Annotated in this window: 28 protein-coding genes; 21 read left to right on the top strand and 7 right to left on the bottom strand. The window is 64.3% G+C overall.

Annotated features, from left to right (window positions below; genetic code table 11):
- Window positions 1–88: 88 nt before the first annotated feature.
- Together VGN68_RS09500 and VGN68_RS09495 are read right to left on the bottom strand one after the other, a co-directional pair.
- A complete protein-coding gene (locus tag VGN68_RS09500) occupies window positions 89–436 on the bottom strand; it encodes a GntR family transcriptional regulator (protein ID WP_293697343.1) in 348 nt (115 codons plus the stop codon).
- A gap of 71 nt (window positions 437–507) precedes the next feature.
- Window positions 508–1,089, bottom strand: coding sequence for a nitroreductase (locus tag VGN68_RS09495; protein WP_327476089.1), 582 nt, complete (start codon window positions 1,087–1,089; stop codon window positions 508–510).
- A 201-nt stretch (window positions 1,090–1,290) separates the two neighbouring features.
- On the opposite strand from VGN68_RS09495, the gene VGN68_RS09490 reads away from it, so the two are divergent.
- The 5 genes from VGN68_RS09490 (at window position 1,291) to VGN68_RS09470 (ending at window position 7,171) form a co-directional block, all read left to right on the top strand.
- On the top strand, window positions 1,291–2,877 hold the full coding sequence (locus VGN68_RS09490) for a peptide MFS transporter (RefSeq protein WP_327476087.1): 1,587 nt from the start codon (window positions 1,291–1,293) through the stop codon (window positions 2,875–2,877).
- A gap of 3 nt (window positions 2,878–2,880) precedes the next feature.
- On the top strand, window positions 2,881–4,290 hold the full coding sequence (locus tag VGN68_RS09485) for an amidohydrolase (RefSeq protein WP_327476085.1): 1,410 nt from the start codon (window positions 2,881–2,883) through the stop codon (window positions 4,288–4,290).
- Window positions 4,291–4,403: 113 nt separating this feature from the next.
- On the top strand, window positions 4,404–5,738 hold the full coding sequence (locus VGN68_RS09480; protein ID WP_327476094.1) for an amidohydrolase family protein: 1,335 nt from the start codon (window positions 4,404–4,406) through the stop codon (window positions 5,736–5,738).
- A 174-nt stretch (window positions 5,739–5,912) separates the two neighbouring features.
- Window positions 5,913–6,614, top strand: coding sequence for an NnrU family protein (locus VGN68_RS09475; RefSeq protein ID WP_327476083.1), 702 nt, complete (start codon window positions 5,913–5,915; stop codon window positions 6,612–6,614).
- A complete protein-coding gene (locus VGN68_RS09470) occupies window positions 6,611–7,171 on the top strand; it encodes a DUF1003 domain-containing protein (protein WP_327476081.1) in 561 nt (186 codons plus the stop codon). The genes VGN68_RS09475 and VGN68_RS09470 overlap by 4 nt, the downstream gene beginning before the upstream one ends.
- A gap of 142 nt (window positions 7,172–7,313) precedes the next feature.
- Here the strand turns inward: VGN68_RS09470 and VGN68_RS09465 are convergent, their stop codons facing one another.
- Together VGN68_RS09465 and VGN68_RS09460 are read right to left on the bottom strand one after the other, a co-directional pair.
- Complete coding sequence (locus VGN68_RS09465; RefSeq protein WP_327476079.1) at window positions 7,314–8,309, bottom strand: aldo/keto reductase; 996 nt, start codon at window positions 8,307–8,309, stop codon at window positions 7,314–7,316.
- Window positions 8,306–9,556 (bottom strand): dicarboxylate/amino acid:cation symporter, encoded by a 1,251-nt coding sequence (locus VGN68_RS09460; protein WP_327476077.1) that lies wholly within the window; start codon window positions 9,554–9,556, stop codon window positions 8,306–8,308. The genes VGN68_RS09465 and VGN68_RS09460 overlap by 4 nt, the downstream gene beginning before the upstream one ends.
- A gap of 120 nt (window positions 9,557–9,676) precedes the next feature.
- Here VGN68_RS09460 and glmM point away from each other — a divergent pair, with 120 nt between their 5' ends.
- The 8 genes from glmM (at window position 9,677) to VGN68_RS09420 (ending at window position 17,439) form a co-directional block, all read left to right on the top strand.
- A complete protein-coding gene (gene glmM, locus VGN68_RS09455) occupies window positions 9,677–11,014 on the top strand; it encodes a phosphoglucosamine mutase (protein ID WP_327476075.1) in 1,338 nt (445 codons plus the stop codon).
- A 123-nt stretch (window positions 11,015–11,137) separates the two neighbouring features.
- Window positions 11,138–11,362, top strand: coding sequence for a DUF1272 domain-containing protein (locus tag VGN68_RS09450; protein WP_088441675.1), 225 nt, complete (start codon window positions 11,138–11,140; stop codon window positions 11,360–11,362).
- 106 nt (window positions 11,363–11,468) lie between these two features.
- Window positions 11,469–12,611 (top strand): bifunctional hydroxymethylpyrimidine kinase/phosphomethylpyrimidine kinase, encoded by a 1,143-nt coding sequence (gene thiD, locus VGN68_RS09445; protein ID WP_327476071.1) that lies wholly within the window; start codon window positions 11,469–11,471, stop codon window positions 12,609–12,611.
- 130 nt (window positions 12,612–12,741) lie between these two features.
- Window positions 12,742–13,296 (top strand): ribonuclease HII, encoded by a 555-nt coding sequence (locus VGN68_RS09440; protein ID WP_327476069.1) that lies wholly within the window; start codon window positions 12,742–12,744, stop codon window positions 13,294–13,296.
- Between the two features lie 16 nt (window positions 13,297–13,312).
- Complete coding sequence (locus tag VGN68_RS09435) at window positions 13,313–14,209, top strand: oxidoreductase (protein ID WP_327476067.1); 897 nt, start codon at window positions 13,313–13,315, stop codon at window positions 14,207–14,209.
- Between the two features lie 390 nt (window positions 14,210–14,599).
- Window positions 14,600–15,739 carry a site-specific DNA-methyltransferase gene (locus VGN68_RS09430; RefSeq protein ID WP_327476065.1) on the top strand — a complete coding sequence of 380 codons (1,140 nt, stop codon included), beginning with the start codon at window positions 14,600–14,602 and terminating at the stop codon, window positions 15,737–15,739.
- Window positions 15,740–15,838: 99 nt separating this feature from the next.
- Window positions 15,839–16,969, top strand: a complete 1,131-nt coding sequence (gene folP, locus VGN68_RS09425) for a dihydropteroate synthase (RefSeq protein WP_327476063.1) — start codon at window positions 15,839–15,841, stop codon at window positions 16,967–16,969.
- 86 nt (window positions 16,970–17,055) lie between these two features.
- Entirely contained in the window at window positions 17,056–17,439 is a 384-nt protein-coding gene (locus VGN68_RS09420; RefSeq protein WP_327476061.1) for a host attachment family protein, read from the top strand.
- Between the two features lie 5 nt (window positions 17,440–17,444).
- Here the strand turns inward: VGN68_RS09420 and VGN68_RS09415 are convergent, their stop codons facing one another.
- Together VGN68_RS09415 and VGN68_RS09410 are read right to left on the bottom strand one after the other, a co-directional pair.
- The gene (locus VGN68_RS09415) at window positions 17,445–18,161 is read right to left on the bottom strand and encodes an SDR family oxidoreductase (RefSeq protein WP_327476059.1); all 717 of its coding nucleotides are present in this window, start codon (window positions 18,159–18,161) and stop codon (window positions 17,445–17,447) included.
- 19 nt (window positions 18,162–18,180) lie between these two features.
- Entirely contained in the window at window positions 18,181–19,614 is a 1,434-nt protein-coding gene (locus VGN68_RS09410) for a sigma-54 dependent transcriptional regulator (RefSeq protein WP_327476057.1), read from the bottom strand.
- Window positions 19,615–19,851: 237 nt separating this feature from the next.
- Here VGN68_RS09410 and VGN68_RS09405 point away from each other — a divergent pair, with 237 nt between their 5' ends.
- The 8 genes from VGN68_RS09405 to VGN68_RS09370 all read left to right on the top strand — a co-directional run bounded on the left by VGN68_RS09405 (window position 19,852) and on the right by VGN68_RS09370 (window position 25,710).
- A complete protein-coding gene (locus VGN68_RS09405; protein ID WP_327476055.1) occupies window positions 19,852–19,974 on the top strand; it encodes an aa3-type cytochrome c oxidase subunit IV in 123 nt (40 codons plus the stop codon).
- Window positions 19,975–19,984: 10 nt separating this feature from the next.
- Window positions 19,985–21,103 (top strand): NAD(P) transhydrogenase subunit alpha, encoded by a 1,119-nt coding sequence (locus tag VGN68_RS09400; RefSeq protein WP_327476053.1) that lies wholly within the window; start codon window positions 19,985–19,987, stop codon window positions 21,101–21,103.
- Window positions 21,104–21,116: 13 nt separating this feature from the next.
- Entirely contained in the window at window positions 21,117–21,485 is a 369-nt protein-coding gene (locus VGN68_RS09395) for a PH domain-containing protein (RefSeq protein WP_293697306.1), read from the top strand.
- Window positions 21,486–21,620: 135 nt separating this feature from the next.
- Complete coding sequence (locus VGN68_RS09390) at window positions 21,621–22,280, top strand: fasciclin domain-containing protein (protein WP_327476050.1); 660 nt, start codon at window positions 21,621–21,623, stop codon at window positions 22,278–22,280.
- Between the two features lie 23 nt (window positions 22,281–22,303).
- A complete protein-coding gene (locus VGN68_RS09385) occupies window positions 22,304–22,927 on the top strand; it encodes a fasciclin domain-containing protein (RefSeq protein ID WP_327476048.1) in 624 nt (207 codons plus the stop codon).
- A 165-nt stretch (window positions 22,928–23,092) separates the two neighbouring features.
- Window positions 23,093–23,374, top strand: a complete 282-nt coding sequence (locus VGN68_RS09380; RefSeq protein WP_039573456.1) for a proton-translocating transhydrogenase family protein — start codon at window positions 23,093–23,095, stop codon at window positions 23,372–23,374.
- Between the two features lies 1 nt (window position 23,375).
- Window positions 23,376–24,878: an NAD(P)(+) transhydrogenase (Re/Si-specific) subunit beta gene (locus VGN68_RS09375; protein WP_327476046.1), complete on the top strand. Its 1,503-nt coding sequence runs from the start codon at window positions 23,376–23,378 to the stop codon at window positions 24,876–24,878.
- Between the two features lie 133 nt (window positions 24,879–25,011).
- The gene (locus VGN68_RS09370) at window positions 25,012–25,710 is read left to right on the top strand and encodes an aspartate/glutamate racemase family protein (RefSeq protein ID WP_327476044.1); all 699 of its coding nucleotides are present in this window, start codon (window positions 25,012–25,014) and stop codon (window positions 25,708–25,710) included.
- A gap of 143 nt (window positions 25,711–25,853) precedes the next feature.
- Here VGN68_RS09370 and VGN68_RS09365 read toward each other — a convergent pair whose 3' ends face one another.
- Window positions 25,854–26,216, bottom strand: a complete 363-nt coding sequence (locus VGN68_RS09365) for a DUF2147 domain-containing protein (RefSeq protein ID WP_293697281.1) — start codon at window positions 26,214–26,216, stop codon at window positions 25,854–25,856.
- Window positions 26,217–26,235: the final 19 nt, after the last annotated feature.

Here is a 26,235-nt window from a genome sequence, read left to right as displayed (position 1 = left end):
CTAACGCTTCCCAAGCGTGTCTCGACTTCGCTCGACACGAACGGAAGAAGAGGATGGATTCGAAACCACCCCCAAACGGAAAAACGGGTCAGGCCTCGGTCAAATCCAGCAAGGTGCGCGCGTCAAGGCCGATGCGGCGCATCTGGTCGGCAACGGGCGGCCAGACGTTGGTCAGGAAATCTTCGCGCATCAGGGTGCGCAGCCGTTCCGTAGCGCCCGCGGCGACGAACATGCCGACGCCGCGCTTGACCGTCACCAGCCCTTCGTCCTGAAAGGTCTGATACGCCTTGGCCACGGTCAGCGGGTTGGCGCCTTCCTCGGCCGCGAGCGAGCGCACCGACGGGAGCATGTCGCCGTCGCGAAAGCTGCCGTCGAGGATGGCGTTGGCGATGACGTCGCGCAGACGCTGATATACGGGTTTGGATTGATCGAGCATGCCGCCTTAATGCCATAAGACAGCAGCACAGTCAAATGCCGGTTATTACAAAGCCGCCGCTCAGCGCGTAACTAAATTTCCCAAGCGCGAACAACGTCGTCATATTCAGGGCGTGGTCGTTCGTCGAGGTCGCGGGCCGGAGAGCCGATGAAGAAATAACCGACGATCGTGTCGCCGTCGCCCGCGCCGAACGCAGCGGCGACCTGGGGGCTGTAAGCGGCCCAGCCGGTCAACCAGCTGCCGACGAAACCGTGCGCGTGCGCAGCATGGAGCAGGTTCATGCCCACCGCGCCCGCCGACATCTGCTGCTCCCAAACCGGGATCTTGCTGTTCATGACAGGGGTCGAAAGCAGCACGAGCAACGTCGGAGCCTGATGCGCAAACTGGTCGAGCGCCGACAGGTCCAGTCCTGCGGCGCCGGGATTTTCCTGGACCCAGGCTGTCTTGAGCAGCGCCGCGAGGGCGCCCCGCTGATCGGCAGCTACGGTGACGATGCGCCAAGGGGCGAGCTTGCCATGGTCGGGGGTGCGCAGCGCCAGCGCGATGATGTCGTGCAGTTCGGCGGTGCTGGGGCCGGGCTCGATCATGTCGCGTGGCTTGCCCGAGCGGCGGGTGGCGAGATGGTTGCGGAGCGAGGAGCTATCGTTGAACATCGCGCCCATGTGGCCTTTTCCGGGGCGCTGCGCAAGTGTTGCGAACCGTTCGCAATAGAAATTGGCCCAACTGGCGCTTTGCGGCAGAAAGTTTCCGGCGCAATTAGATTCTTCCCTTACGCAATTTTCGCGTTAGGTTGCCGCACAACCGGGCCGTATCGACGGCACCCAAAGCCAACAATATCCAGGGAAAAGTCGCACATGACCAAAGCCTATGCCCAGCCGGGAGACGCCGCAGGAACCTTCCTCGGCCATCCCAAGGGCCTGTTCGTCCTGTTTTTCGCCGAGATGTGGGAGCGGTTTTCCTATTACGGGATGCGCGCGCTGCTGATCTTTTATCTGACCAAGCACTGGCTGTTTTCGGACGGGGAATCAGGCGTCATTTATGGGGCTTACACCGCGCTGGTTTATATTACCCCGGTGCTCGGCGGCTATCTGGCGGACAAATGGCTGGGGCAGCGGAAGGCGGTGCTCTACGGCGCGGTGTTGTTGACATTCGGTCACTTCATCATGGGTTTTGAGGGCAATGGCGGACAGGATCCGGCCAGTCTGAATATCTTCTGGCTGGCGCTGGCGTTCATCATCGTGGGGTCGGGCTTCCTGAAAGCCAATATCTCGGTGATCGTCGGCCAGCTGTACCCGCGCACCGATGTGCGCCGCGACGGCGCCTACACGATCTTCTATATGGGGATTAACCTTGGCGCCTTCCTCGGCGCGCTGCTCTGCGGCTATCTCGGCGAAACCTATGGCTGGGCCTACGGCTTCGGCGCCGCCGGTGTCGGCATGTTGCTGGGCCTGATCGTCTTCATTCTGGGCAAGCCGCTGCTGCTCGGTCGCGGTGAATCGCCCGATCCGGTCAAGCTGGCATCGCCAGTGATGGGGATCAAGCTGGAATGGCTGATCTATCTCGTCGGTCTCGTCGCCGTCGGCCTGTGCTGGTGGATGGTACAGAACCAGAGCGTCGTCGGCACCTTGCTGGGTGTCGCAGGCGCGGCGCTTGTCGCCTATGTGATCTTCACCGCGGTGGTGAAGCTGCCGCGCGAAGATCGCGACCGCATCTTTGCCGCGATGTTCCTGATCCTCGGCTCCATCCTGTTCTGGGCCTTGTTCGAACAGGCGGGTTCGTCGCTCAATCTGTTTACCGACCGCTATGTCGATCGCGCCGGGGTGCCGGCGTCAGTGTTCCAGTCGCTCAATGCCGGTTACATCGTGCTGCTGGCGCCGCTGTTCGCCGCGCTGTGGACGTGGCTCGGCCGTCGCAACATGGAGCCTTCGGCCCCGGCAAAATTCGGCCTCGCGATGCTCCAGCTTGGCCTCGGCTTCCTCGTGCTGAAGTGGGGCGCCGAAGCGGTGGGCATCGGCAGCGCGACGCCGGTGCTGTTCATATTCCTGATCTATCTGCTCCACACGACCGGCGAGCTCTGCCTGTCGCCGGTGGGTCTCAGCGCGATGAACCGGCTGGCCCCGGCGCATATGGCGTCGCTGATCATGGGGACGTGGTTCTTTGCGTCGGCCACCGGCAACTTCGCCGCAGGTCTGATCGCGTCGGCGACGGGGTCGGAAAAGGCGAGCGGCGAGGGTGCGGGCAAGCAGCTGGTGCTCGATGTTTACCAGACCATCGGTTTGTGGGCGATCGGATTTGGCGTGCTGGTCATTCTGGTGTCACCGCTGATCAAGAAGCTGATGCACCTCGACACGCTGAGCGACGGTGACGAGCTGGCAGGACGGGGCGAGATCGGCGAGCCGCAGGCCGCCGGTATCCATCCTGCCGCCAAGCCGGGAGTATAATCGATGATCCATGGTGTGAAAGGCAGCCTGCTGGCGGCGGTGTCGTTGGCGCTGGTCGGCTGTGCGGCGAGCGGCGGCAAGGCGAAGTCGGCGAGCGACAAGCCCGCTGCCGCCGAAAAGCCGGTCAAGTTCAACAAGGATCCTTATCCGTCGACCTATCGCCCCTATGGCGGTCGGCCAACAGCGGTGCGCGGCGTGACGATCTTTGACGGCGAAGGCGGGCGGATCGACAATGGCGTCGTGCTGTTTGCGGGCGGCAAGGTCGAGGCGGTTGGCGGTTCCGACATGGCGATCCCTGCCGATTATGATGTCATCGACGGGACGGGGAAGTTCGTGACCCCTGGGGTGATCGACATCCACAGCCATCTGGGCGACTATCCCTCGCCCAGCGTCGAGGCGCATTCGGACGGCAATGAAGCGACGTCGCCGACGACGCCCGAAGTGTGGTCCGAACATAGCGTGTGGCCGCAGGATCCGGGGTTCAGCCGCGCGCTCGCCAATGGCGGCGTGACGTCGCTGCTGGTGCTGCCGGGGAGCGCGAATTTGATGGGCGGGCGGTCGGTGACGCTCAAGAACGTCCCGTCGCGCACGGTGCAGGGGATGAAGTTTCCCGGCGCGCCCTATGGCCTGAAAATGGCATGCGGCGAAAATCCGAAGCGTGTCTATGGCGGCAAGGGCCGCGCACCTTCGACCCGCATGGGCAATTTCGCGGTCAACCGCGCGACCTGGCAAAAGGCCGCGGCGTACAAGAAAAAGATGGACGATGGCAAAGCCGTCGATCGTGACCTCGCCATGGAGACGCTGGCCGGGGTGCTGGCGGGCGAAATCCTGATCCACAACCACTGCTACCGCGCCGACGAGATGGCGCTGGTGATCGTTATGTCCAAGGAATTTGGATATAAGGTATCGACCTTTCACCATGCAGTCGAAAGCTACAAGATCGCCGACATCCTGGCCAAAGAGGGCATTTGTTCGGCGATGTGGGCCGACTGGTGGGGCTTCAAGATGGAAGCCTATGACAGCGTGAACGAGAATATCCCGCTGGTCCACAATGCCGGTGCCTGCGCGATCGTCCATTCGGACGATGCGAACCAGATCCAGCGGCTGAATCAGGAAGCCGCGAAAGCGCGCGCCGCGGGGCGCCGGATGGGGATCGACGTCAGCGACGAAGTGGCCTGGACCTGGCTGTCGTACAACCCCGCCAACGCGCTGGGCATCGGCGACAAGACGGGCAGTCTGAAGCCGGGCAAGATGGCCGACGTGGTGCTGTGGAACGGCAATCCGTTCAGCGCCTATACGCGGCCCGAGAAGGTGTGGGTCGATGGCGCGTTGATGTTCGATGCAAACGATCCGAAGCGCCGTCCGGTGAGCGATTTCGAGCTGGGCCAGCCCGGCGAGGGAGATGTGAAATGATGAATCTTCCAACATTTCTCACGTCCTTTTTGTGTTCCCCCGCGAAGGCGGGGGGGCATCTCCGGTCATTGCGGCATTCGGTAAACGGTGGTGAGAAGGCGAGAGCTCGGGTGATGGGCCCCTGCCTTCGCAGGGGCACAGCGCTGACGGCTTTGGGGGGCGCATTGGTTGCCGTGTTGGCGCTTGCCGCGCCCGCAGCCGCCCAAGATGTCGCGATCACCAACGCCAAGCTCGTCATCGGTGACGGCAGCGCGCCGATCGAGGGCGGCACCGTCGTCGTGCGCGGCGGCAAGGTTGTCGCCGCGGGCGCTGGCGTCGCCGTGCCCGCCGGGGTCGAGCGCATCGATGCCGGGGGCCGCTGGGTCACGCCGGGGATCGTCGCGGCGTTCAGCCGCGTCGGGCTGGTCGAGGTCGATGCGGTCGGCGGCACCAATGATCGGAGCGCGCCGCGCACACGTTTTTCGGCGGGGCTCGACATCGCGCCCGCGCTCAATCCGATGGGCTCGCCTGTCGCGGTCAACCGCGCGTCGGGGATCACGCGTGCGATCGTCGCGCCGGGGGGCAGCAGCAATTTGTTCGCCGGGCAGGGCGCGGTTGTCGACCTGGCCGACGATATGGACATGGTCACAAAGCCGCGCGCGTTGCAGTTTGTGGCGTTTGGCGAGGCGGGATCGGCGAAGGCAGGGGGCAGCCGCGCTGCGACCTTCCTGCTTTTCCGCGAACAATTGCTGGCCGCGCGCAGCTATGCTCGCAATCCCGCGTCACTTGCCGAATGGGGCAATGACGCGATGATCCAGCGCGCCGATGCCGATGCGCTGGTGCAGGTGATCAATGGCACCACGCCGTTGTTCGTGCGCGTTGATCGGGCATCGGACATCCTGAACGTCATCAAGCTGAAGGGCGAGTTTCCGGCGCTGAAGCTGGTGCTGGTCGGGGTCACAGAAGGCTGGCTGGTCGCGCGCGAATTGGCGGCGGCGAAGGTGCCGGTGCTGGTGTCGCCGCTGACCGATCTGCCGTCGAGTTTCGAGCAGCTGGGCGCGACGCAATCGAACGCCGGACGGCTGAAAGCCGCGGGGGTCGATGTGTCGGTCGGGGTGTTCGACGACGATGACGCACACAAGATGGGCTATGCGACGCAATATGCCGGCAATCTGGTCGGGTTGGCGCGATTGCCCGGCGCCAGCGGGATGACCTGGGATCAGGCGTTCGCGTCGATCAGCAGCGCCCCGGCGCGGGCGGTCGGCATGGAGGCCAGCATCGGGTCGCTGCGCCCGGGCCGCGTCGGCGACGTTGTGATGTGGGACAATGACCCGCTGGAGCTGGGCAGCCGCCCGACCGCGATCTGGATCGACGGCAAGGCGCAATCGCTGACGACGCGGCAGGACCGGCTGCGCGACCGTTATGCGACGCCGGGCGAAGGGGCGTTGCCCAAGGCTTATGATCGTTAGTTTGGACGCCAATCTGTTTGCTCGTCATCCCGGCGAAGGCCGGGATCTCACCGTCGCTCGGTAACGCAGCGGCGAGATCGCGGCCCCTTCGACTGCCTTGCAGGCGCTCAGGACAGGCTTCGCCGGGATGACGCAACATGCTATGGGCGTGCCTTGGTAAAGGGAGCCCTGTCCATGCAACCGATGTCGCTTTTGATCACGACTTGCGTGCTGTTCGTCGGCTCGCATCTGGCGCTGTCGCATCCGTTGCGACACGGCCTTGCCAGCCGCCTGGGTGAGCGCGGGTTCCAGATCGTCTATTCGATCATCGCGATTGCGACGCTGATCATGTTGGTGCAGGCGTGGCGCGGGATGCCGCCCGAACCGCCATTATGGGCGGTCGGCGATATATTGTGGATCCTTGCCTCGATCATCGTGCTGTTCGCCAGCGTGCTGTTCATGGGCTCTCTGATCGGCAATCCGGCGCTGGCGGCGCCCGGCGCCGCCGCCGCCGCGCAAGGCGCGCCGCGCGGGGTGTTTGCGATCACGCGGCATCCGATGATGTGGAGCTTTGCGTTGTGGGCGGCCGCGCATGTCATGGTCGTGCCAACGCCTGCGCAAATCATCCTTTCGGGGACGATCATCTTTCTGGCGCTGGTCGGTTCGGCGGGACAGGATGTCAAAAAGGCGCGATTGATGGGCGATGCGTGGCGGCACTGGGCAGCGCGGACGAGTTTTGTGCCGTTCGCGCGGCAGATCGGCGGCGCGACGCCGTGGGGCGACACGATCCCGCGCCCGCATGCGCTGTTCGGCGGCATCGTGCTGTGGCTGGCCGCGACCTGGGGGCATGGCGCGCTGGGTTATATGGTTGCGGGCATTTGGCGCTGGGTGGGATGAACGGGGTGAGCCCCGACACGGCACTGGCCGATCTCTCGCTCAAGCTGCTGGGCAAGGACATTGCCGATACCGATGCCGAAGAACAGCGGGTGTTGCGCTCGATCGTCGAACGCAGCCTGATCAGCCGCGATGCGATGGATGTCGCCGACGAACAGGCAAGCTTTGGCGAGCGGCTGTCCGACCGGGTAGCCCGAGTTGGCGGCTCATGGGGCTTCATCATCGTCTTTTCGCTGGTGCTGTTCGGCTGGATGATTTTGAACAGCGAAATCCTGGGCCGCTGGCACGAGGCGTTCGATCCCTTTCCCTACATCTTCTTGAACCTGATGCTCTCGACCATCGCCGCGATCCAGGCGCCGGTGATCATGATGAGCCAGAACCGGCAGGCGGCGAAGGACCGGCTCGCGGCCAGTCTCGATTATCAGATCAACCTGCGCGCCGAGCTGGAGATCATGCGGCTGCATGAAAAGGTCGACGCGTTGCAGGTGCAGCGGCTCGAAGAGCGGATTGAAGCGTTGACGGCGGCGGTTCGGGAATTGGGGCCGCGAGGAGCCCGCTAATCCTCCCTGTCGCGCAGCGATGGGGAGGGGGACCGTCCGCGAAGCGGATGGTGGAGGGGCCAGCAACCTCGCGCCAACGCCCCTCCGTCAGCGCTGCGCGCTGCCACCTCCCCATGGCTTCGCCACAGGGAGGATCCAAGAACTAAAGCCGCACCATCCGCATCCCCATTTCGCCATAACGCGGTCCGCTGGTGCCGCCCTTCGGCGCTGCCGCATCGATGGCGGCGAGGTCGGCGGCGGTCAGCGTCACGTTGACCGCGCCGACGCTGTCCTCCATCGTGACGCGGCGCTTGGTGCCGGGGATCGGGACGATGTCGTCGCCCTGCGCGAGCAGCCACGCCAGCGCGACCTGTGCTTTCGACACGCCATGCTTGTCCGCCACCGCGCCGATCGCATCGACGATCGCGAGGTTGGCGGGCAGGTTTTCGTCCGAATAGCGCGGGTCGTTGCGGCGCCAGTCATGCTCGGGCAGTTCGTCGCGGCTGCGCACCGCGCCCGCCAGAAAGCCGCGCCCGAGCGGCGAATAGGGAACGAAGCCAATGCCATGCTCGCGGCAGACGCCCAGGATCTCGTCCTCGATGTCGCGTTCCCAGATCGAGTATTCGCTTTGCAGCGCGCTGATCGGCGCGGCTTTCGCGGCGCGGCGCAGTGTGTCGGGACCCGCTTCGGACAATGCGATATGGCGCACCTTGCCTTCGTTAACCAGTTCCATCATCCCGCCGACGACCTCCTCGATCGGGATCGCGGGATCGACGCGGTGCTGATAGAACAGGTCGATGGTGTCGATGCCAAGCCGCTGCAGCGAGCCTTCGCAACTGCGCCGCGCATTTTCGGGCGAGCCATCGACCCCGACAATCTGGTTGCCGTCGAACTTGAAGCCAAACTTCGTCGCGATGACCAGGCCCTCGCGCTTGCCCTTGATCGCGGCGCCCAGCAGTTCCTCGTTGCTGAACGGGCCATAGATTTGCGCAGTGTCGAAAAAGGTGACGCCCATGTCGATCGCGCGGTGGATCGTCGCAGTCGATTCATCGAGGTCGGCGGCCTCGCCATACAGGATGTTGCCGCCCTTGATCATCGGCATGCAGCCGATGCCGATTGCGGAGACTTCAAGGCCGTGGCCGAGCTTGCGATATTTCATGGCATTTCTCCTGTCGGTTCGGGTTCTTCAACGCTGTCGGCGGCAAATTTGGTCGCGGCGACGTCGCCGACGACATTGCCGAGGGTGCGGAAAATATCGGGGAAAGTTTCGACCGCGACGAGCAGCCCGAGCGGCGCGACAGGGACGCCCATCGACACCGCGATCGGCGCAATCGAGGTGACGAAGCTGATCGAACCGGGCAGGCTGACCGAGCTCAATGCCGCCGCCATGGCGACGAGCAGGCCGACGCCCATCTCCCACGGGGTCAGCTCCACGCCGAACAACCACGCGACATAGATGACGACCGCCAGGTTCATCGCCGGGCTGGTGAAGCGGAACAGCGCGACCGCGAGCGGGAGCACGACGTCAGCCTTCTTGGGATCGACGCCAAGCTCCTCGGACGATTTCAGCATCGCGGGCAGGCTGGCGAGCGAGCTTTGGGTACTGATCGCCACCGCCATCGTCGGCACCATCGCGCGCACAAAACGGGGCAACGGGATACCGACGACGAGCCAGGCGAGCAGCAGACCGAGGATCAGGCAGCTGACGCCAATCCCCATCAGGATCAGCACATAATGGATGAGCCCGCCGAACGCCGCGAACCCGGCCTTGACCGCAAGGGCATAGCCGAGCGCGAAGACCCCGATCGGGGCGAGGGCGAGCACCCAGCTGATGACGATCAGCATCGCGTCGCCGAGCGCCTTGAAGAAGCCCGACAGCGTGGCGCGTTGGACGGGCTCCAGCTTGGTGATCGCGAAAGCGAAGATGGTGGTGAAGATGATCAACGGCAGGATCGCGGTGTCGGCGGCCGCGGCAATCGGATTGGTCGGGATCAGCGAGAGCAGGAAGTCGCCAAAGGTCGGCGACGGTCCGGCTTCGGTGGTGCCGCCAAGGCCATTGCGCAGCGCATCGGCGGCGCCGGTCGACAGCGGGAAGAGGCGCAGCAACAGCGGCGTCATCAGCAGCGACATCGACCCCGAGATGAAGATCGCGGCGAGGAAGGTCATCACCGCGCGCGCCGCGAGCTTGCCCGCGCGTGCGGCGTCGGCGGTGGCGGTGATGCCGGTGATCAGCAATGCGACGACCAGTGGGACGATCGTCATCTTGAGGGCGTTGAGCCAGAGCAGCCCGATAGGTTCGATATAGGGCAGCGAGGCGGTCCCCGCGCCGGGCGCGGCCAATTCGACGCCAATTCCCAGCAGCATCCCGGCGACCAGTGCCGAGAGAACAATCCATGCTGATTTCAAGCGATATTCTCCCGGCGATATTCCTGGCCAGCTTGCCAAGCAAAAGAGGGTGACTTAGGGCCATCCGGAAGAAGCCGGGCAGGCATTGGTCTGCCCCTCGGCTTAAGTAGCAGAGGGTACATGCGCAAGTTTTTCGGAACCGACGGGATTCGCGGGCTGACCAACCAGATCCCGATGACGGTCGAGGTCGCGATGCGCGTCGGCATGGCAGCGGGTGCGCATTTCCTGCGCGGCGACCACAAGCACCGCGTCGTGATCGGCAAGGACACGCGGCTGTCGGGCTATATGCTGGAAAATGCGCTGGTCGCGGGGTTTACCAGCGTCGGCATGGATGTGGTGCAAGTCGGGCCGATGCCGACCCCGGCGATCGCGATGCTGACGCGGTCGATGCGCGCCGATCTGGGCGTGATGCTGTCGGCGAGCCATAATCCCTATTATGACAATGGCATCAAGCTGTTCGGTCCCGACGGTTACAAGCTGTCCGACGAGGATGAGGCACAGATCGAATTGCTGCTCGCGCAGCAGCCGACGCTGGCCGACCCCGCGCATATCGGGCGCGCCAAGCGGATCGAGGATGCGCGCGGGCGTTACATCCATGCGGTGAAACAGAGCCTGCCCGAATCGGTGCGGCTCGACGGGCTGCGTATCGTGCTCGATTGCGCCAATGGCGCCGCGTATAACAGTGCGCCGACGGTGTTCTGGGAATTGGGCGCCGATGTCGTCGCGATCGGGATCACCCCCAATGGTACCAACATCAACGACAAATGCGGTTCAACCGCGCCGGCGCTGCTCCAGGAAACCGTGGTCGCCAGCGGCGCCGACATCGGCATCGCGCTCGACGGCGACGCCGACCGGCTGATCGTCGTCGATGAAAAGGGCAAGATCGTCGACGGTGACCAGATCATGGCGCTGATCGGCGCGAGCTGGGCGCGGCAGGGGCGGCTGAAAGGCGGCGGCGTCGTCGCGACGGTGATGTCGAACCTCGGGCTCGAGCGTTTTCTGGAAGGCGCGGGGCTGCGGCTGGAGCGCACCAAAGTCGGCGACCGTTATGTGCTCGAACGGATGAAAGAGGGCGGATTCAACGTCGGCGGCGAACAGTCGGGGCATATGATCCTGTCGGATTATGCGACGACCGGCGACGGCACGCTGGCGGGATTGCAGGTGCTGGCCGAGCTGGTTGCGGCGGACAAACCGGCGAGCGAGTTGCTGCACCAGTTCGACCCGGTGCCGCAGTTGCTGAAAAATGTTCGCTTTGCGGGCGGTACACCGCTCGACGATAGTAAGGTTCAGGCGGCGATCGCCGAGGGCGAAGCGGCGTTGGTTGGGCGCGGGCGGCTGGTGATCCGCCCGTCGGGGACCGAACCGCTGATCCGCGTGATGGCCGAAGGCGATGATGCCGGACAGGTCGAGCGCGTCGTCGACATGATTTGCGACGCGGTGCGCGTGGCGACCCAATAAAATCTATTCTCTCTTCCCGTTCGTGCTGAGCTTGTCGAAGCACCGTCCTTTTCTCTAATAGCGGTGAGAGAAGAACGGCCCTTCGACAAGCTCAGGGCGAACGGAAAATAAGGAAGCTCAACTATGCTTGAAATGCGACCCGATTGCGAAAAATGCGGCCGCGATCTGCCCGCGAATGTCCACGGTGCCTTCATCTGTTCGATGGAGTGTACCTTTTGCGCGAATTGCGCCGACCGGATGGACGAGCGCTGCCCCAATTGCGGCGGCGACCTGCTCGACCGGCCGCTGCGCGAAGGCGCGATCCTGGCGAAATATCCCGGCTCGACGGTGCGGAAATACAAGGTTTGACGATTTCCTCCGTTCGTCATGCCGGACCCGATCCGGCATCCATCGCCGTATGGGCGTCATGGACCCCGGATCAAGTCCGGGGTGACGATGAATGCGAGGGATTGCGATGAGCGCGCGCGTCCTGATCATCGCGGGGTCGGATAGCGGCGGCGGCGCGGGGATTCAGGCCGATATCAAGACGGTCACGATGCTCGGCGGTCACGCAATGACCGCGATTACCGCGATCACGGCGCAGAATACGCTGGGGGTGCAGGGCGTCCATCCGGTGCCGACCGACATGGTGCTGGCGCAGATCGACAGCGTCGCGTCCGACATCGGCGTCGATGCCGTCAAGATCGGGATGATTGGCAGCGCCGAGACCGCGGCGGCGGTGGCGCAGCGGCTGTCGCGGCCCGATCTGGCGCAGGCGGCGGTGGTGTTCGACCCGGTGATGGTCGCGACCAGCGGATCGGTGCTGGCCGATAGCGCGACAATTGAGGCATTCCGCGCCTTGCTGAACCGCGCGATGGTCGCGACGCCCAACCTGCCCGAACTGGACGCGCTGGGCGGCGAGGACGCGGTGCTGGCGCACGGCTGTTCGCTGCTGATCAAGGGCGGCCACGCCGAGGGCCAGACCGTCATCGACCGCCTGCTCGAAACGGGCGAGGGCGAGGTGGCGCGCTGGGAAGCGCCGCGGATCGACACGACCAGTACCCATGGCACCGGCTGCACGCTGGCGAGCGCGATTGCGTGCGGACTGGCGCAGGGGATGCCGCTGGAGCCCGCCATTGCGCGGGCGCGCGATTTCGTGCGGCTATCGCTGATGGACGCGCCGGGGCTAGGGGCAGGGCATGGTCCGATGGGCCAGCAGTTTGTGCGCAATGACGGACTGTTCACCGGGCCGGCGCTCAATCAATTCACCCTGCCCACGAGCGATTATGCAGCGTCGGTGGCTTTCTACAAGCAGATGGGGCTGGCGCAGATCGTCGACAGCCCCGACAATGGCTATGCACGGTTTGAGGCGGCGAACGGTGTGACGCTGTCGATCCATGTTGGCGACGGTGTAGCGGGCGGGGCGACGACCTATCTGGAAAGCGGCGCGCTCGATGCGTGGGTCGCTTATCTCGCACGGCGCGGGGTGCGGTTCGAGCGGATGCCGCAGGATGAGTCATGGGGCTGGCGCGAGGCGCGGCTGAGCGATCCGGCGGGGAACCGGTTGTGTCTGTATCAGGCGGGCGAATATCGGAGGTATCCGCCGTGGCGGGTGTAGATATCCCTGCTCCCCTCCCTTTCAGGGAGGGGCTGGGGGTGGGTGCGAGCGGAGCGAGTTTTGCCGCCGTTGAGCGGCTCGCTGCGCTCGCACCCACCCCTAACCCCTCCCTTGAAAGGGAGGGGGACAGATGATCGTCGGCGTCGACGAAGCCGGGCGCGGGCCGCTTGCTGGGCCGGTGGTCGCTGCGGCGGTGATCTTGTGTCCCGACGGCATCCCGGGTCTGGACGACAGCAAGAAACTCTCCGCCAAACGCCGTGCCGAACTCGAAGCGCTGATCAAGGCGCATTGCCGCTGGGGGATTGGCGAGGCGAGTGTTCAGGAGATCGACCGTATCAACATCTTGCAGGCAACGATGCTCGCGATGACCCGCGCAGTCGAGGCTTTGGGGGTCGAACCCGCCGAGGTGCTGGTCGATGGCAACCGGTTGCCGCGTTGGCGCTACACGGCGCGGGCGATCATCGGTGGCGACGCGCTGCACCCCTGCATTTCGGCGGCGAGCATCATCGCCAAGGAGCATCGCGACCGTTTCATGATCACAATGGCTCAGGATTTCCCGGGCTTTGGCTGGGAACGCAATATGGGCTATGGTACCGCCCAGCATCTCGCGGCGCTGCGCCAATATGGCCCGACGCCGCTTCACCGGACCAGCTTTGCCCCGGTCGCACAAATGCAGCTGGTCTGACCAACAGGAGGCCGCGATGAGCAAGGGATTTACGGCCGACGACGTGTCGGCCCAGACCGGCCGCACCATTCTTGTCACCGGTGCCAACGCCGGCATCGGGTTCGAGACGGCGAAAGTTCTGGCGGCACGCGGCGCACATGTGGTGCTGGCGTGCCGCGACGCGGATCGGGCTGAGGCAGCGATGGACCGCATCCGCGGCGATGTTCCCACTGCCGACCTGTCGTTCCAGCCGCTCGATCTGGCCGATCTCGATCAGGTACGCGAGGCCGCTGCAGCGGTGCTGGCGGGGCCGCGGATCGATGTGCTGATCAACAACGCGGGGGTGATGATACCGCCGAAGACGCTGACCAAGCAGGGGTATGAGCTGCAATTCGGCGTCAATCACCTCGGCACCTTTGCCTTCACCGGGCTGGTGCATGGACATGTCGAGGATCGCATCGTCATCACCGCCAGCCTGGCGCACAAGGGCGGCACGATTGATTTTAGCGACCTGTCGGCGACTCGCAGCTATCATAAATTGCCGCGCTATCAGATGAGCAAGCTGGCGAATTTGCTGCATATGTTCGAGCTTGACCGGCGGCTGAGCGCCGCGGGGCGGGCGACGCAGGCGATCGGGTGCCATCCGGGGGTCGCGATCACCGAGCTGACGCGGCACCTGCCGTTTCCGCTGCGCGGTATGACGCCGCTGGCGACCCCCTTTTTCAACAGCGCGGCGCAGGGTGCCTGGCCGACGTTGCAGGCCGCGACCGGCGCGCATGTGCAGGGCGGCGACTATCTGGGGCCGCAGGGGTTGGGCGAGGTTTCAGGGCGATCGGGTCCGGCGCGCGCGACGCGGACGGCGCGTGATCCAAAGCTGGCGCGCGAATTGTGGGAACGGTCGGTGGAGCTGACCGGGGTTGATCCGGGGATGTAATTCTTCTCCCCTTGCGGGAGAAGGATAGGGAGCCTTGCCAGCTTGCTGGCTAGGCGCACTTGGATGAGGGGTTGCGAGCCGAAGGCTCGCGGTCGCTTCGCGACCAATCACCCTCTCCCAGCTTCGACTAGGCAGCAAGCTGCCAAGTCTGCGCAACCCTCCCCCGTCAAGGGGGAGGGAAGTACGATTATTTTCCACCACTGAGTCCTCACCGCCACACCACCACCCGTTGAGTCCCCGAGTCGCGTCGGACTCCATATGCTGTGTCAGACTCCTTTCGTTCTCACCCCGTTAACCACTTAGTGACGCGGAATCCCTAGACTTCTGCGCTTGACGGCGGACTCCGCCGGACTCATCAGGGGCTTCTTTCGGATTTTCGCGGGGGCAAATATGGGTGTTATGGAACGGGTGAAGACCCCGGCGGTCAAGCAGCGGGCGGCGAAAGCGGCACCCGTGGAGCTGCCGCTCGACCGCATCCTGCAGGGCGATTGCATCGAAATGATGCGCTCGCTGCCCGCGGCGTCGATCGACATGATCTTTGCCGATCCGCCCTACAACCTCCAGCTTGGCGGCGATCTGCATCGCCCTGACGGCAGTCAGGTCGATGCGGTCAACGACGAATGGGACAAGTTCGACAGCCTCGCGACCTATGACCGTTTCACCCACGCGTGGCTGAAGGAAGCGAAGCGCATCCTGAAACCCGGCGGCAGCATCTGGGTCATCGGCAGCTATCACAATATCTTCCGCGTCGGCGCGGCGCTGCAGGATCAGGGCTATTGGATCCTCAACGACATCGTGTGGCGCAAGGCGAACCCGATGCCCAATTTCAAGGGTACCCGCTTCACCAACGCGCATGAGACGTTGATCTGGGCGTCGATGGGCGAGAAGGCGCGCTATACCTTCAATTATCGCGCGATGAAGACGCTCAACGATGAATTGCAGATGCGCAGCGACTGGCTGATCCCGATCTGCGGCGGTCCGGAGCGGCTGAAAAAGGGCGGGACCAAGGTTCACCCGACGCAGAAGCCCGAAGCCTTGCTCTATCGCATCCTGCTCGCCTGCTCGAACCCCGGCGACGTCATCCTCGATCCGTTTTTCGGCACCGGCACGACCGGCGCAGTGGCGAAGCGGCTGGGGCGGCATTTCATCGGGATCGAACGCGAGGATGACTATATCGCCGCGGCGCTGGAGCGGATCGAAATGGCGCTGCCGCTCGACGAGAGCGCGGTGAAAACGATGATGGCGCCGCAAGCGGCGACGCGCGTCGCGTTCGGCATGCTGGTTTCGGACGGGCTAATCGCGCCGGGAACGCTGCTGACCGATGCGAAGCGTCGCTGGAAGGCTATCGTGCGCGTCGATGGCTCGCTGGATTGCGAAGGGCAGCCCGCGGGGTCGATCCACAAGGTCGGCGCCGGTGTGCAGGGCGCGCCGAGCTGCAACGGCTGGACTTTCTGGCATGTCGACAATGGCAAGGAATTGCGCGTGATCGACGCGGTGCGGCAGGATTGGTTGCTGGCGAACGAGGCGTAACATCACGGCGTCATTGCGAGCGAGGCGAAGCAATCCAGGGCGGTTTACGCTACTCTGGATTGCTTCGCTTCGCTCGCAATGACGGGTAAAGGGATAGGCATGTTCCAACCACTAACGAAACCCGACCTCGGCAGTGCATCCGCGACCGCGAAGCTCTATTGCCGTCCGACCTGCTTCGTCGATCGGCCGCACGAGCTTGATGACAATTGCCTGCGGATTGCCGACACGATGGTCTGGTTCGCGGCCTGGCACATCAGCCTGCGCGACGGGGCCAGCGTCAAGGCGGCGATCGTGACGGTCGCCGAATGGGCCGACTGGATCGCGGCAATGCCGGACGGTCTGGCGCAGGCTGCAACCGTGCAGCGCGCCGGGGTGGTACGGCCGCGCGGCGCTTTGCCGTTGGGCGAGCGGACGGTGCGGCTGAACGAGCCGCAGATGATGGGCATCCTCAACGTCACCCCCGACAGTTTTTCCGACGGCGGCAAGCATGTCGATGCCGTCGCGGCCGCCGACGCGGGCTTTGCAATGGCGAGTGCGGGCGCGGCGATCATCGACGTTGGCGGTGAATCGACGCGGCCCGGCGCTCCGTTGGTCTGGGACGGTGATGAAATCAAACGCGTCGAGGGCGTCGTCGCGGCGCTGGCGAAGGGCGGCGTCGCGGTCTCGATCGATACGCGCAAGGTGGCGGTGATGGAGGCGGCGCTCGCTGCGGGCGCGCGGATCGTCAACGATGTGTCGGCGCTACGCTATGACGACCGCGCGATGGAAGTTGTGCTCGCCGCGGGCTGTCCGGTCGTGCTGATGCACGCGCCGTCGGCCAAGAGCGATCCGCACGAGGGCGGCGGTTACACCCATATCCTGTTCGACGTTTACGACATGCTGGCCGAGCGCGTCGCGGCATGTGTTGCGGCGGGAATCGATCCGGCAAAGATTATCGTCGATCCGGGGCTGGGCTTTGGCAAGGGGGTCGCTGATAATCTGGCGCTGATCAACGGGCTGGCACTGTTTCACACTCTCGGCTGTCCGATCCTGTTTGGCGCGAGCCGCAAGCGGATGATCGGGGCGCTCGACAATGAAGCACCCGCCGACCAGCGACTGGGCGGCACGGTGGCGCTGCATTATCAGGCGGCGACGAAGGGCGCGCAGTTGCTGCGCGTCCATGACGTCGCCGAAAACCGGCAGGCGCTGCGTGTCTGGCGCGGGCTGCGCGACGCGGCGCTCACCGGCTGAGGCGAACCGAGGCAACCCTCACCGACCTCCCGCGTATCTCCCCGGACCCTGGCGCCAGCTCGGCGCCGATCCTCACAGGAGAGTTTATGCATCTTCCCATCGGCTCGCACGTCGCCGTCGCCGACGGCACCCAGTTTCAACTGTTCCGCAATAGCGGTACCGAACAGGAGCCCAGCCTGAAGGCGGTCGATCTGCCGACGAGCGATGAATCGGCGCATAACGCTGGGCAGGGCGACTCGCCGCGTCAGAATGAGGAAGCCGGTCATGCGGCGTCCGTCGCGTCGGCGCTGAATGCGGCGGTGCTCTCGAACAAGATCAAGGATCTGGTCGTGATCGCGGACCCGAGCACGCTGGGCGAAATGCGCAAGCTGTATCACAAGACGCTCGAAGCGGCGCTGGTGGGCGAGATTGCCAAGACGCTGACCGGCCAGTCGACCGACGATATTCTGAAATCGATCGCGAACGCTTAACCGGCCTACAGGCTGTAGCCACCGTCGCTGGTCAGCACACTGCCGGTGATGGTGGCGGCGGCATCGGACAGCAGGAACGCAATTTGAGCCGCGATTTCGTCGGCGGTTGCCCAGCGTCCGAGCGGGGTGGCGATCTGCGCCATCGCCGCGGTGGCGGCAGTGCGGCTGCCAAGCTCGGCGACCATTTGGGCGAAAAATTCCATGTCGTCCCAGATCGGGGTGTCGACCCCGCCAGGCGCGATCGCATTGACGCGGATGCCATGCGGCGCCCCTTCTTTGGCGGCGACGCGCGCCAGGTGAATCGCCCCGGCCTTCGATGCGGCATAGGCGGCTGTTCCGGGTTCGGCCTTGAGCCCGGCGATCGAGGCTGTGACGACGATCGCGCCGCCGCGGCCATGGCCGATCATCGCGCGCATTGCCGCCTGCACACCGAGCATCGCGCCGTCGAGATTGACGGACAGGGTGCGGCGCCAATCGGCAAAGTCGAGATCGACGAGCGGTGCCGCGGTTGCAATGCCCGCGTTGACCACCGCGATGTCGATGTCGGTCAGGTCGCTCGCCAGCTGTTGCCAAAGGGCCGGATCCGCGACGTCCTGACCTTCCGACAGATCTACCCCGACGACCCGCGCGCCTTCGCCCGCCAGCATCGTGGCGGTGGCAGCGCCGATGCCCGAAGCATGGCCGGTGACGAGGGCGGTTTTATCGGCAAAGCGGCGCGTCATGCCGCCGCATTTAATCGGGTCAGGCGGCGGTGTCGATCCCGAGATCGCTGAGTTTGCGATAGAGCGTCGAGCGCCCGATGCCGAGGCGGCGGGCGACTTCGCTCATCCGGCCGCGGTAGTGGCCGATGGCGAGGCGGATGACGTCGGCCTCGATTTCTTCGAGCGGGCGGAGGTTGCCGTCGGGAAGGTAAAGCGTGACGCCGATCGCTTCGCCATTGATCGCGATTTCACCTTCGCCGCTGGGGCTGCCGCCGCCGAGCGTCGCTTCGATGGCGCGGAAGTCCGCACTGGTCAGGACGTCGGTCGTACTGCCAACCGCGGCGCGGAACAGCACATCCTGCAACTGACGGACGTTGCCCGGCCAGGCATAGGCAGCGAGCAGGCGCAGCGCGTCGTCGGTGACCCCGATCGGCCCCATGCCGGGCAGCCCGCCGATGCGCGCGAGCAAATGGCGGGCGAGCGGGCCGACGTCGCCGCGGCGTTCGGACAGTGAGGGCAGAGTAAATTGTGCAGTGGAAAGCGCGTAGTAGAGGTCTTCGCGGAAATGACCTGCCTCGATCAGCTTTTCCAGCGGGCTGGTGCTGGTCGCGATGATGCGGACATCGACGCTCTGGCGGATCGTGCCGCCGATCATCTGGACTTCGCCGGTATTGAGAAATTCGACGAGCTTCGCCTGGGTTTCGAGTGGGATACATTCGACATGGTCGATGATGACGCTGCCGCCGTCGGCCTGAACCAGTCGCCCGATCTGGCGGTCGAACGCGCCGGCAAAGGCGCCGCGCTCATGGCCGAACAGCCCCGATCCGATCAGGCCCGGCGAAACCGCCGAGCAATCAACCATCACCAGCGCGCCGCGCGCACGGGGGGATGCGCTGTGGATGGCGCGCGCAAAGACTTCCTTGCCAGTGCCGGGGCGGCCGTTGATCATGACGGGGACGCGGGCGCGCGCTGCCTTGGCGGCGATGGCAAGCGCGCTGCGGAAATTGGGGCTCGACCCGATGATTTCTTCGAAGGCGAGCGGCGCGCGCAGTTTTTCGGTGAGCGGGCGCAGTTCGCCCTGCGGGCCGCTGGTCGAGACGACGCGGTCGAGCGCTTCGAGCAGGCGGTCGGGCGCGATCGGTTTCTGGACGAAGTCGCTGGCCCCGGCGCGCATCGCGCCGACCGCAACCTCGACCCCGTTGCGCATCGTGATAACGATGAGCGGCAGGGCGGGGCGCCAGCGGCGCAGTTCAGCGACAAATTCGGATATGTCCATGCCCGGCGTACCCTGATCGACGAGCACTGCGTCGAGCGCCATGCCTTCCTGCGTGCCGAGCTTGGCGAGCGCGGTATCGGTGTCGCCCGCAACGATGCTGCGCCAGCCGCCGCGCGAGACCAGCGCCGCCAGAAAGCGTTGCTGCGCCGGCTCACTGTCGACGATCATCACTGTTCGCGTGTCGCGCGTGGTTGCCATCGTTTTCGAATCTGCCCTTGGTTCGGCGCTGATGTGCCGATTCATCCGCTTAAGCGCAGTGATGTACGCCACACGGGTAAAGGGGCGATTAAGGCCGTTCGCCTTTTGCGGACGGCCGCCGATTCACAGCGCCCTTGAGCATCAGCGGTCGCGTGGCTAAGACCGGCGCGAAGGCCGATTCTGGGCCGGGCGCGGCGCGCCTGTGGCAAGCGAACGGCGGCTGAAGGGGAAAGAACCATGGCAGAGCAGGAAATGAAGGCAGCGGAAGAAACCTACACCGGTTTCATCAGCCTGTTTAAAGTCGGATCGATCATCACCGCGATCGTGACCGTTTTCGTCGTTCTCCTCATCGCGTCCTGACCGGGTCGGCATGCGCATCGCTGTCCTGAAGGAGCTCGCCCCCGGCGAGACCCGCGTCGCCGCTACCCCCGAAACCGTGAAGAAATTCATTGGCTTGGGCGCCGAAGTCGCCGTCGAAACGGGAGCGGGCGTAGCGGCCTCGGTCGCCGATGCCGATTATAGTGCTGCAGGCGCCACCGTCGCCACCCGCGCCGAGGTACTGAAGGGCGCGAACATCATCCTCGCGATTCAGGGGCCGGATCCGAAGGGGTTGAGCGGCTTTGCCGACGGCGCGTGGCTGGCGGCAGGACTCAACCCGTTCGGTGAGCGCGCGCGCGTCGATGACTATGCCAAGCTGGGCACCGAAGCGCTGGCCATGGAATTCATGCCGCGCATCACGCGCGCCCAGTCGATGGATATCTTGTCGAGCCAGGCAAATCTGGCGGGTTATAAAGCGGTGCTGATGGCGGCGAACGCCTATGGTCGCGCCTTTCCGATGATGATGACCGCGGCGGGCACCGTCAGTGCCGCCAAGGCCTTCGTCATGGGCGTCGGGGTTGCCGGGCTACAGGCGATCGCGACGGCACGCCGCCTCGGCGCGCAGGTCAGCGCGACCGACGTGCGCGCGGCGACCAAGGAGCAGATCCTGTCGCTTGGCGCCAAGCCGATCTTCGTCGAGAGTGTCGCGGGGATCGAGGGCGAAGGCGCCGGCGGCTATGCCACCGAAATGTCGGACGAATATAAGGCGGCGCAGGCCGAACTGGTTTCGTCGCACATCGCCAAGCAGGACATCGTCATCACCACCGCGCTGATCCCCGGGCGCCCTGCGCCGCGGCTGATTTCGGACGCGCAGCTCGCGACGATGCGCACCGGCAGCGTGATCGTCGACATGGCGGCCGAAAGCGGCGGCAATGTCGAAGGATCGGTTTCGGGCGAAGCCAAGCGCATCCACGGCGTCACCGTGATCGGCGCCAGCAACATCGCGGCGCTGATGCCCGCCGACACCAGCGCGCTGTTCAGTCGCAACCTGTTCAACTTCCTGTCGGCCTTTTGGGACAAGGAAGCGGGCAAGCCGGTGCTTGACGAGGAAATCGGCAACGCGATCCGCCTGACGCAAGGCGGCAAGGTCGTGAACGAGCGGCTGCTCTGATGGGCCCGCTCTGATGGGGTTGTTCAGCGCCAGCGACCTTGACGTCACATCGGCTTCGGCAGAATTCGGCCATGCGCTGATTGCCGGTGAAACCATCCTGGCGGCGTTTCGCACGATTCGTGATTCGGTGCTGCTGACCGATCAGCGCCTGATCTATATCAACGTGCAGGGGCTGACCGGATCGAAAGTCGAGTTTCAGTCGGTGCCGTGGCGGTCGGTGGTCCGCTTTGCGTTGGAAACAGCGGGGACATTCGACCTCGATGCCGACATGAAAATCTGGGTATCGGGCGCTGCCGAACCGTTGCAGGTCAAGGTTTCGCGCAAGAGCGATCCCCGCGTCATCCAGCGCATCATGGCCGAGCAGACCTTGCTCAAGCGATAGCTGCTGCCGCCCCCTATTGTCATCAAAGCGTTAGAAAAGCCGCGTTATCGCGCTTCGCATGAAACTATTTTCCGTCGCTGTGCGTCTTTCGGTTGGTTCCAACCGTAACTGCCACAATTCGATGGAGACTCGATAATGCGTGCGAAGTTTATTGCTCTTCCCCTGTTTGCCCTGACCGCGGCAACCCTTTCTGCTCCGGCTTATGCTGCCGACGCGGACGCGGCCGAAGCCACCGTTGCCGAGGCAGACGCCGCGGCCGGCGCGATGGTCGAGAGCTGGAACATCGTTCAGAATGCAACGAAGTCGCCCGAACATACGACGTTGGTGAAGGCGCTGACCGCGGCCGGACTGACCGAGACGCTGAGCGGCACCGGGCCTTTCACCGTGTTTGCGCCGACGGACCAGGCCTTTGCCGCAGTCCCGCAGCCGATGACCGCTTATCTGATGGACCCCGTGAACAAGGCGGCGTTGGCCCAAGTGTTGACCTATCATGTCGTCCCGGGCGCTGTCACGTCGGCGGACCTGCTTGCAAAGATCAAGGCGGGCGGTGGTAAAGCCACGCTGACCACCGTCGAGGGTCAGCAACTGACCTTCACCGAAGTGTCGGGCAACATCAAGGTTGACGGAACGCAAGGCAGCACCGGCTATGTCACGCAGGCGGACGTTGCCCAGTCCAACGGGGTGATCCACATCCTGAACGGCGTTCTGATGCCTGAAATCAAGCCCGCCGCAGCGGCAGAGCCCGCTGCGCCTGCCGAAGCGGCACCCGCCGCAGAAGCGACCCCGGCAACATGATGCCGATCCCAAAGGAGAATGTTATGAAGCGCGCACTTTTGATGACGGCGGCTGCCACGATCGGCCTGGGCCTGGCAGGCTGCAACAGCAGCCCCGAAACGCCCGCGACTGAAACGACGACCGTGGCCGAAGGTGAAACGGCACCGGTCGATACCGCCGGTGCCAACCCGACCGTCGGCGGGGCAGAGATGCTGCCGACCAAGACCATCGTCGAAAACGCGTCGGCTTCCCCGATCCACAAGACGCTCGTGACTGCGGTAACGCAGGCCGGTTTGGTCGAAACGCTGTCGGGCGCGGGTCCGTTCACGGTGTTCGCGCCGACCGACGCCGCCTTCTCGCAAGTCGCGCCGGTAACGCGCGATGGCTGGATGCGTCCGGCGCAAAAGGAAGTTTTGGCAGGCGTGCTGAAATATCACGTCGTGCCCGGCAAGGTGATGGCAGCCGACCTGGCGTCGCAGATCACTGCGGGCGGCGGGAAAGCGACGCTGAAAACCGTCGAAGGCCAGGATCTGACCGCGACCCAGAGTGGCGATTCGATCATCCTGACCAGCGCCAGCGGTAACAAGGCGACCGTGAAGCAGGCCGACGTCGGCCAGTCGAACGGTGTGATCCACGTCGTTGACGCAGTGCTCGTCCCCAAGATGTAATCCGGAGGGCCAAACGAACGGCCCCCGCGACATTTAATGTCCCGATCGGCCCGCATTTCTCATGATTGAGCGATGCGGGCCTTTCTTTTTGGCCGCTTTGGAGTCGACACGCTGGCGTGTGCGCGGCAAGAGGTGCGCCAAGCGGAATCAGCAGGGGAGCGTGCCGTGGATTTCATCGCGATATTTTCGATTTTTGTCCTGGCGTGCTTCGTCGGTTATTTCGTCGTGTGGTCGGTGACCCCGGCGCTGCACACCCCGCTGATGAGCGTGACCAACGCCATTTCGTCAGTGATCATCGTCGGCGCGCTGATCGCCAGTGCCGCCGCCGGTTCGGCGTCGTCGAAATGGCTGGGGCTGGCCGCGGTCGTGATGGCGAGCATCAATATCTTTGGTGGCTTTGCGGTCACCGCGCGCATGCTTGCGATGTACAAGAAAAAGGAGCGCTGAGATGGATTTTCAGTCGATCCTTTCCGCCGCCACAGGTGAGCATGGCCTAGCCGTCAATCCTTGGGCCGCCATCGCCTATCTGGTCGCGGGCGTGCTTTTCATTCTGTCGCTGCGCGGGCTGTCGAGCCCTGCGACGGCGCAAGCTGGCAACCGCTTTGGTATGATGGGGATGACCATTGCGGTCGTCACCACGCTGCTGACACATGCGCCGATGAAGTTCGGCGATGCCACCAACAGCTATACGGGCGTTGATCCCGTCGGGCTGATCGAGATACTCGCAGCTATCGGTATCGGCGCAGTCATCGGCATCGTCATGGCGCGGCGGATCGCGATGACCGCGATGCCGCAGCTCGTTGCCGCTTTCCACAGCCTCGTCGGCCTGGCCGCGGTTGCGGTGGCAGCCGCCGCCTATCTCAACCCGCAAGCGTTCGGCATCGCCGATGCAGCGGGGCAGATTTACACGGTCAGCCGGATCGAAATGGGGCTGGGCATCGCGATTGGTGCGATCACCTTCTCTGGATCGGTCATCGCCTTCCTCAAGCTCAACGGCAATATGTCGGGCGCGGCGATCATGTTGCCCGGGCGGCATATCATCAACCTGGGCACGCTCGCCGCAATCATCGGGCTGGTGGCCTATTTCACCTTCGACCAGTCACCGTGGGTGTTTTGGACCGTCACGGGCCTCAGCTTCCTGATCGGCTTCCTGCTGATCATCCCGATCGGGGGCGCCGACATGCCCGTGGTCGTGTCGATGCTCAACAGCTATTCGGGCTGGGCCGCAGCGGCGATGGGCTTCACGCTGGGCAACACCGCGATGATCATCACCGGCGCGCTCGTCGGCTCGTCGGGCGCGATCCTGTCGTACATCATGTGCCGCGCGATGAACCGCAGCTTCATCAGCGTGATCGCCGGCGGCTTCGGCGCCGATGCGTCTGCGGCGGGCAGCGGATCGACCGAGCAGCGGCCGTGGAAACCCGGCAGCGCCGACGATGCGGCGTTCCTGATGAGCCAGGCCGACACCGTCATCATCGTCCCCGGTTACGGCATGGCTGTCGCGCAGGCGCAGCACGCACTGCGCGAAATGGGCGACCTGCTGAAGAAAGAGGGCGTGACGGTCAAATATGCGATCCATCCGGTCGCTGGCCGTATGCCCGGGCACATGAACGTGCTGCTCGCCGAGGCGAATGTGCCCTATGACGAGGTCTTCGAGCTGGAGGATATCAACGGCGAATTCGCGCAGGCCGATGTCGCGTTCGTCATCGGCGCTAACGACGTGACCAACCCGTCGGCGAAGACCGACAAGACTTCACCGATTTACGGGATGCCGGTGCTCGACGTCGAAAAGGCCAAGACAGTGCTGTTCGTGAAGCGGTCGATGGGCGGGGTCGGTTATGCCGGGGTCGACAACGATGTGTTCTACATGGACCAGACGATGATGCTGCTCGGCGATGCCAAGAAGATGACCGACGACATCGTGAAAGCGCTGAATGGCGGCGGGCACTAGCGCACACCCATTTCCGTTCGTGCTGAGCTAGTCGAAGCACCGTCCTTCTTTTGCGACGCCTGAAAGAAAGAACGGCCCTTCGACAAGCTCAGGGCGAACGGACATTTTGAACTGAACGCTCGGAGATTGAGTTTTGCGTAAAATCGGCCTGATCGGCGGCATGAGCTGGGCATCGACCGAGCTCTATTACCGGCATCTCAACAAGGGCGTGCAAAAGCGGCTCGGCACCGCCTGTTCGGCACCGATCATGCTGGAAAGCCTGAATTATTGCGATCTGTCGCGGCTGACGACGCCCGAACAATGGACGCATGCCAAGGAGGTGCTGATCGCATCGGCGCAGCGGCTGGAGGCAGCGGGGGCGACTGCACTGATGATTGCCGCCAATTCGATGCACAAGGTGGCAGATGACGTGGCTGCCGCAATCTCGATCCCGCTGCTCCATATCGTTGACGAAACCGGCGAAAAGATGAAGACCGACGGGATCAAGGCCGCGGCGGTGATCGGCACGCGCAATGTGATGACCGAAGCCTGGTTCCGCCAGCGGCTGGTCCGCCACGGGCTGACCCTGGCGCCTTACGACACGAGCCGCGCCGACGAGATTGATCGGATCATTTACGAAGAGCTGATGCAAGGCAAGGTGAACGAGGCTTCGCGGCGGACGATGAAAACCTTCATCACCGACATTGCCAAGCAGGACATTCAGGCGATCGTGCTGGCGTGCACCGAACTGGTGATGCTGGTCGATCCCGACGCCAATGTGCTGCCGATCTACGACACGACGCGAATTCACGTCGCGGCGGGGGTCGATTGGATTTTGGGGGATGAGGCCTAGTTGAATCCTCCCTGTGGCGAAGCCATGGGGAGGGGACCGTCGCCGCAGGCGATGGTGGAGGGGCGGCGACGTTGCGCTAAAGCCCCTCCGTCAGCGCTTCGCGCTGCCACCTCCCCACCGCTGCGCGGCAGAGAGGATTAAATTTAGCTCATCTTCGTCCACGTCACCGTGCGGCAAAACACGCTGACACAGCCTTTCATCGTCAGCTTGCCGCCCTTCACGCGCAAATGCGCCTTGTAATAGCGGCCATCCTCGGGACTATAGCCTTCGCCCTTCCAACCATCGCCATGCGGAACCAGATCCCAGTAAATTTGCAGCCCGGTGACCTTGCGGTCGCGCTTCGATTTGTCGGGATTGCGCTCGTCGAGCTGGCCGCCCGCGGGCTGCTTGATCAAAAGGCGTTCGATCCGGCCGCACATCTTGTTGCCGCAAGCGGCCATCACGACGACGCCCTTGCCGTCGTCCGTCTTCCATCGACCGGCAATCGGCGCGGGCGCTGCGGCCATTGACGGCACGGCAATGAGC

Origin of the sequence: Sphingopyxis sp. (assembly GCF_035998965.1) — a bacterium.
Classification (GTDB): Bacteria; Pseudomonadota; Alphaproteobacteria; order Sphingomonadales; family Sphingomonadaceae; genus Sphingopyxis.
The sequence above is the reverse complement of the archived record's forward strand: the minus strand, read 5'-3'. Positions and strand labels throughout refer to the sequence as shown.

Bases quoted from the DNA above. Each gene is read 5' to 3' on its own strand.
- VGN68_RS09500 (WP_293697343.1), bottom strand. From the start codon at position 436: ATGCTCGATCAATCCAAACCCGTATATCAGCGTCTGCGCGACGTCATC.
- VGN68_RS09495 (WP_327476089.1), bottom strand. From the start codon at position 1,089: ATGTTCAACGATAGCTCCTCGCTCCGCAACCATCTCGCCACCCGCCGC.
- VGN68_RS09490 (WP_327476087.1), top strand. From the start codon at position 1,291: ATGACCAAAGCCTATGCCCAGCCGGGAGACGCCGCAGGAACCTTCCTC.
- VGN68_RS09485 (WP_327476085.1), top strand. From the start codon at position 2,881: ATGATCCATGGTGTGAAAGGCAGCCTGCTGGCGGCGGTGTCGTTGGCG.
- VGN68_RS09480 (WP_327476094.1), top strand. From the start codon at position 4,404: ATGGGCCCCTGCCTTCGCAGGGGCACAGCGCTGACGGCTTTGGGGGGC.
- VGN68_RS09475 (WP_327476083.1), top strand. From the start codon at position 5,913: ATGCAACCGATGTCGCTTTTGATCACGACTTGCGTGCTGTTCGTCGGC.
- VGN68_RS09470 (WP_327476081.1), top strand. From the start codon at position 6,611: ATGAACGGGGTGAGCCCCGACACGGCACTGGCCGATCTCTCGCTCAAG.
- VGN68_RS09465 (WP_327476079.1), bottom strand. From the start codon at position 8,309: ATGAAATATCGCAAGCTCGGCCACGGCCTTGAAGTCTCCGCAATCGGC.
- glmM (WP_327476075.1), top strand. From the start codon at position 9,677: ATGCGCAAGTTTTTCGGAACCGACGGGATTCGCGGGCTGACCAACCAG.
- VGN68_RS09450 (WP_088441675.1), top strand. From the start codon at position 11,138: ATGCTTGAAATGCGACCCGATTGCGAAAAATGCGGCCGCGATCTGCCC.
- thiD (WP_327476071.1), top strand. From the start codon at position 11,469: ATGAGCGCGCGCGTCCTGATCATCGCGGGGTCGGATAGCGGCGGCGGC.
- VGN68_RS09440 (WP_327476069.1), top strand. From the start codon at position 12,742: ATGATCGTCGGCGTCGACGAAGCCGGGCGCGGGCCGCTTGCTGGGCCG.
- VGN68_RS09435 (WP_327476067.1), top strand. From the start codon at position 13,313: ATGAGCAAGGGATTTACGGCCGACGACGTGTCGGCCCAGACCGGCCGC.
- VGN68_RS09430 (WP_327476065.1), top strand. From the start codon at position 14,600: ATGGGTGTTATGGAACGGGTGAAGACCCCGGCGGTCAAGCAGCGGGCG.
- folP (WP_327476063.1), top strand. From the start codon at position 15,839: ATGTTCCAACCACTAACGAAACCCGACCTCGGCAGTGCATCCGCGACC.
- VGN68_RS09420 (WP_327476061.1), top strand. From the start codon at position 17,056: ATGCATCTTCCCATCGGCTCGCACGTCGCCGTCGCCGACGGCACCCAG.
- VGN68_RS09415 (WP_327476059.1), bottom strand. From the start codon at position 18,161: ATGACGCGCCGCTTTGCCGATAAAACCGCCCTCGTCACCGGCCATGCT.
- VGN68_RS09410 (WP_327476057.1), bottom strand. From the start codon at position 19,614: ATGGCAACCACGCGCGACACGCGAACAGTGATGATCGTCGACAGTGAG.
- VGN68_RS09405 (WP_327476055.1), top strand. From the start codon at position 19,852: ATGGCAGAGCAGGAAATGAAGGCAGCGGAAGAAACCTACACCGGTTTC.
- VGN68_RS09400 (WP_327476053.1), top strand. From the start codon at position 19,985: ATGCGCATCGCTGTCCTGAAGGAGCTCGCCCCCGGCGAGACCCGCGTC.
- VGN68_RS09395 (WP_293697306.1), top strand. From the start codon at position 21,117: ATGGGGTTGTTCAGCGCCAGCGACCTTGACGTCACATCGGCTTCGGCA.
- VGN68_RS09390 (WP_327476050.1), top strand. From the start codon at position 21,621: ATGCGTGCGAAGTTTATTGCTCTTCCCCTGTTTGCCCTGACCGCGGCA.
- VGN68_RS09385 (WP_327476048.1), top strand. From the start codon at position 22,304: ATGAAGCGCGCACTTTTGATGACGGCGGCTGCCACGATCGGCCTGGGC.
- VGN68_RS09375 (WP_327476046.1), top strand. From the start codon at position 23,376: ATGGATTTTCAGTCGATCCTTTCCGCCGCCACAGGTGAGCATGGCCTA.
- VGN68_RS09365 (WP_293697281.1), bottom strand. From the start codon at position 26,216: ATGGCCGCAGCGCCCGCGCCGATTGCCGGTCGATGGAAGACGGACGAC.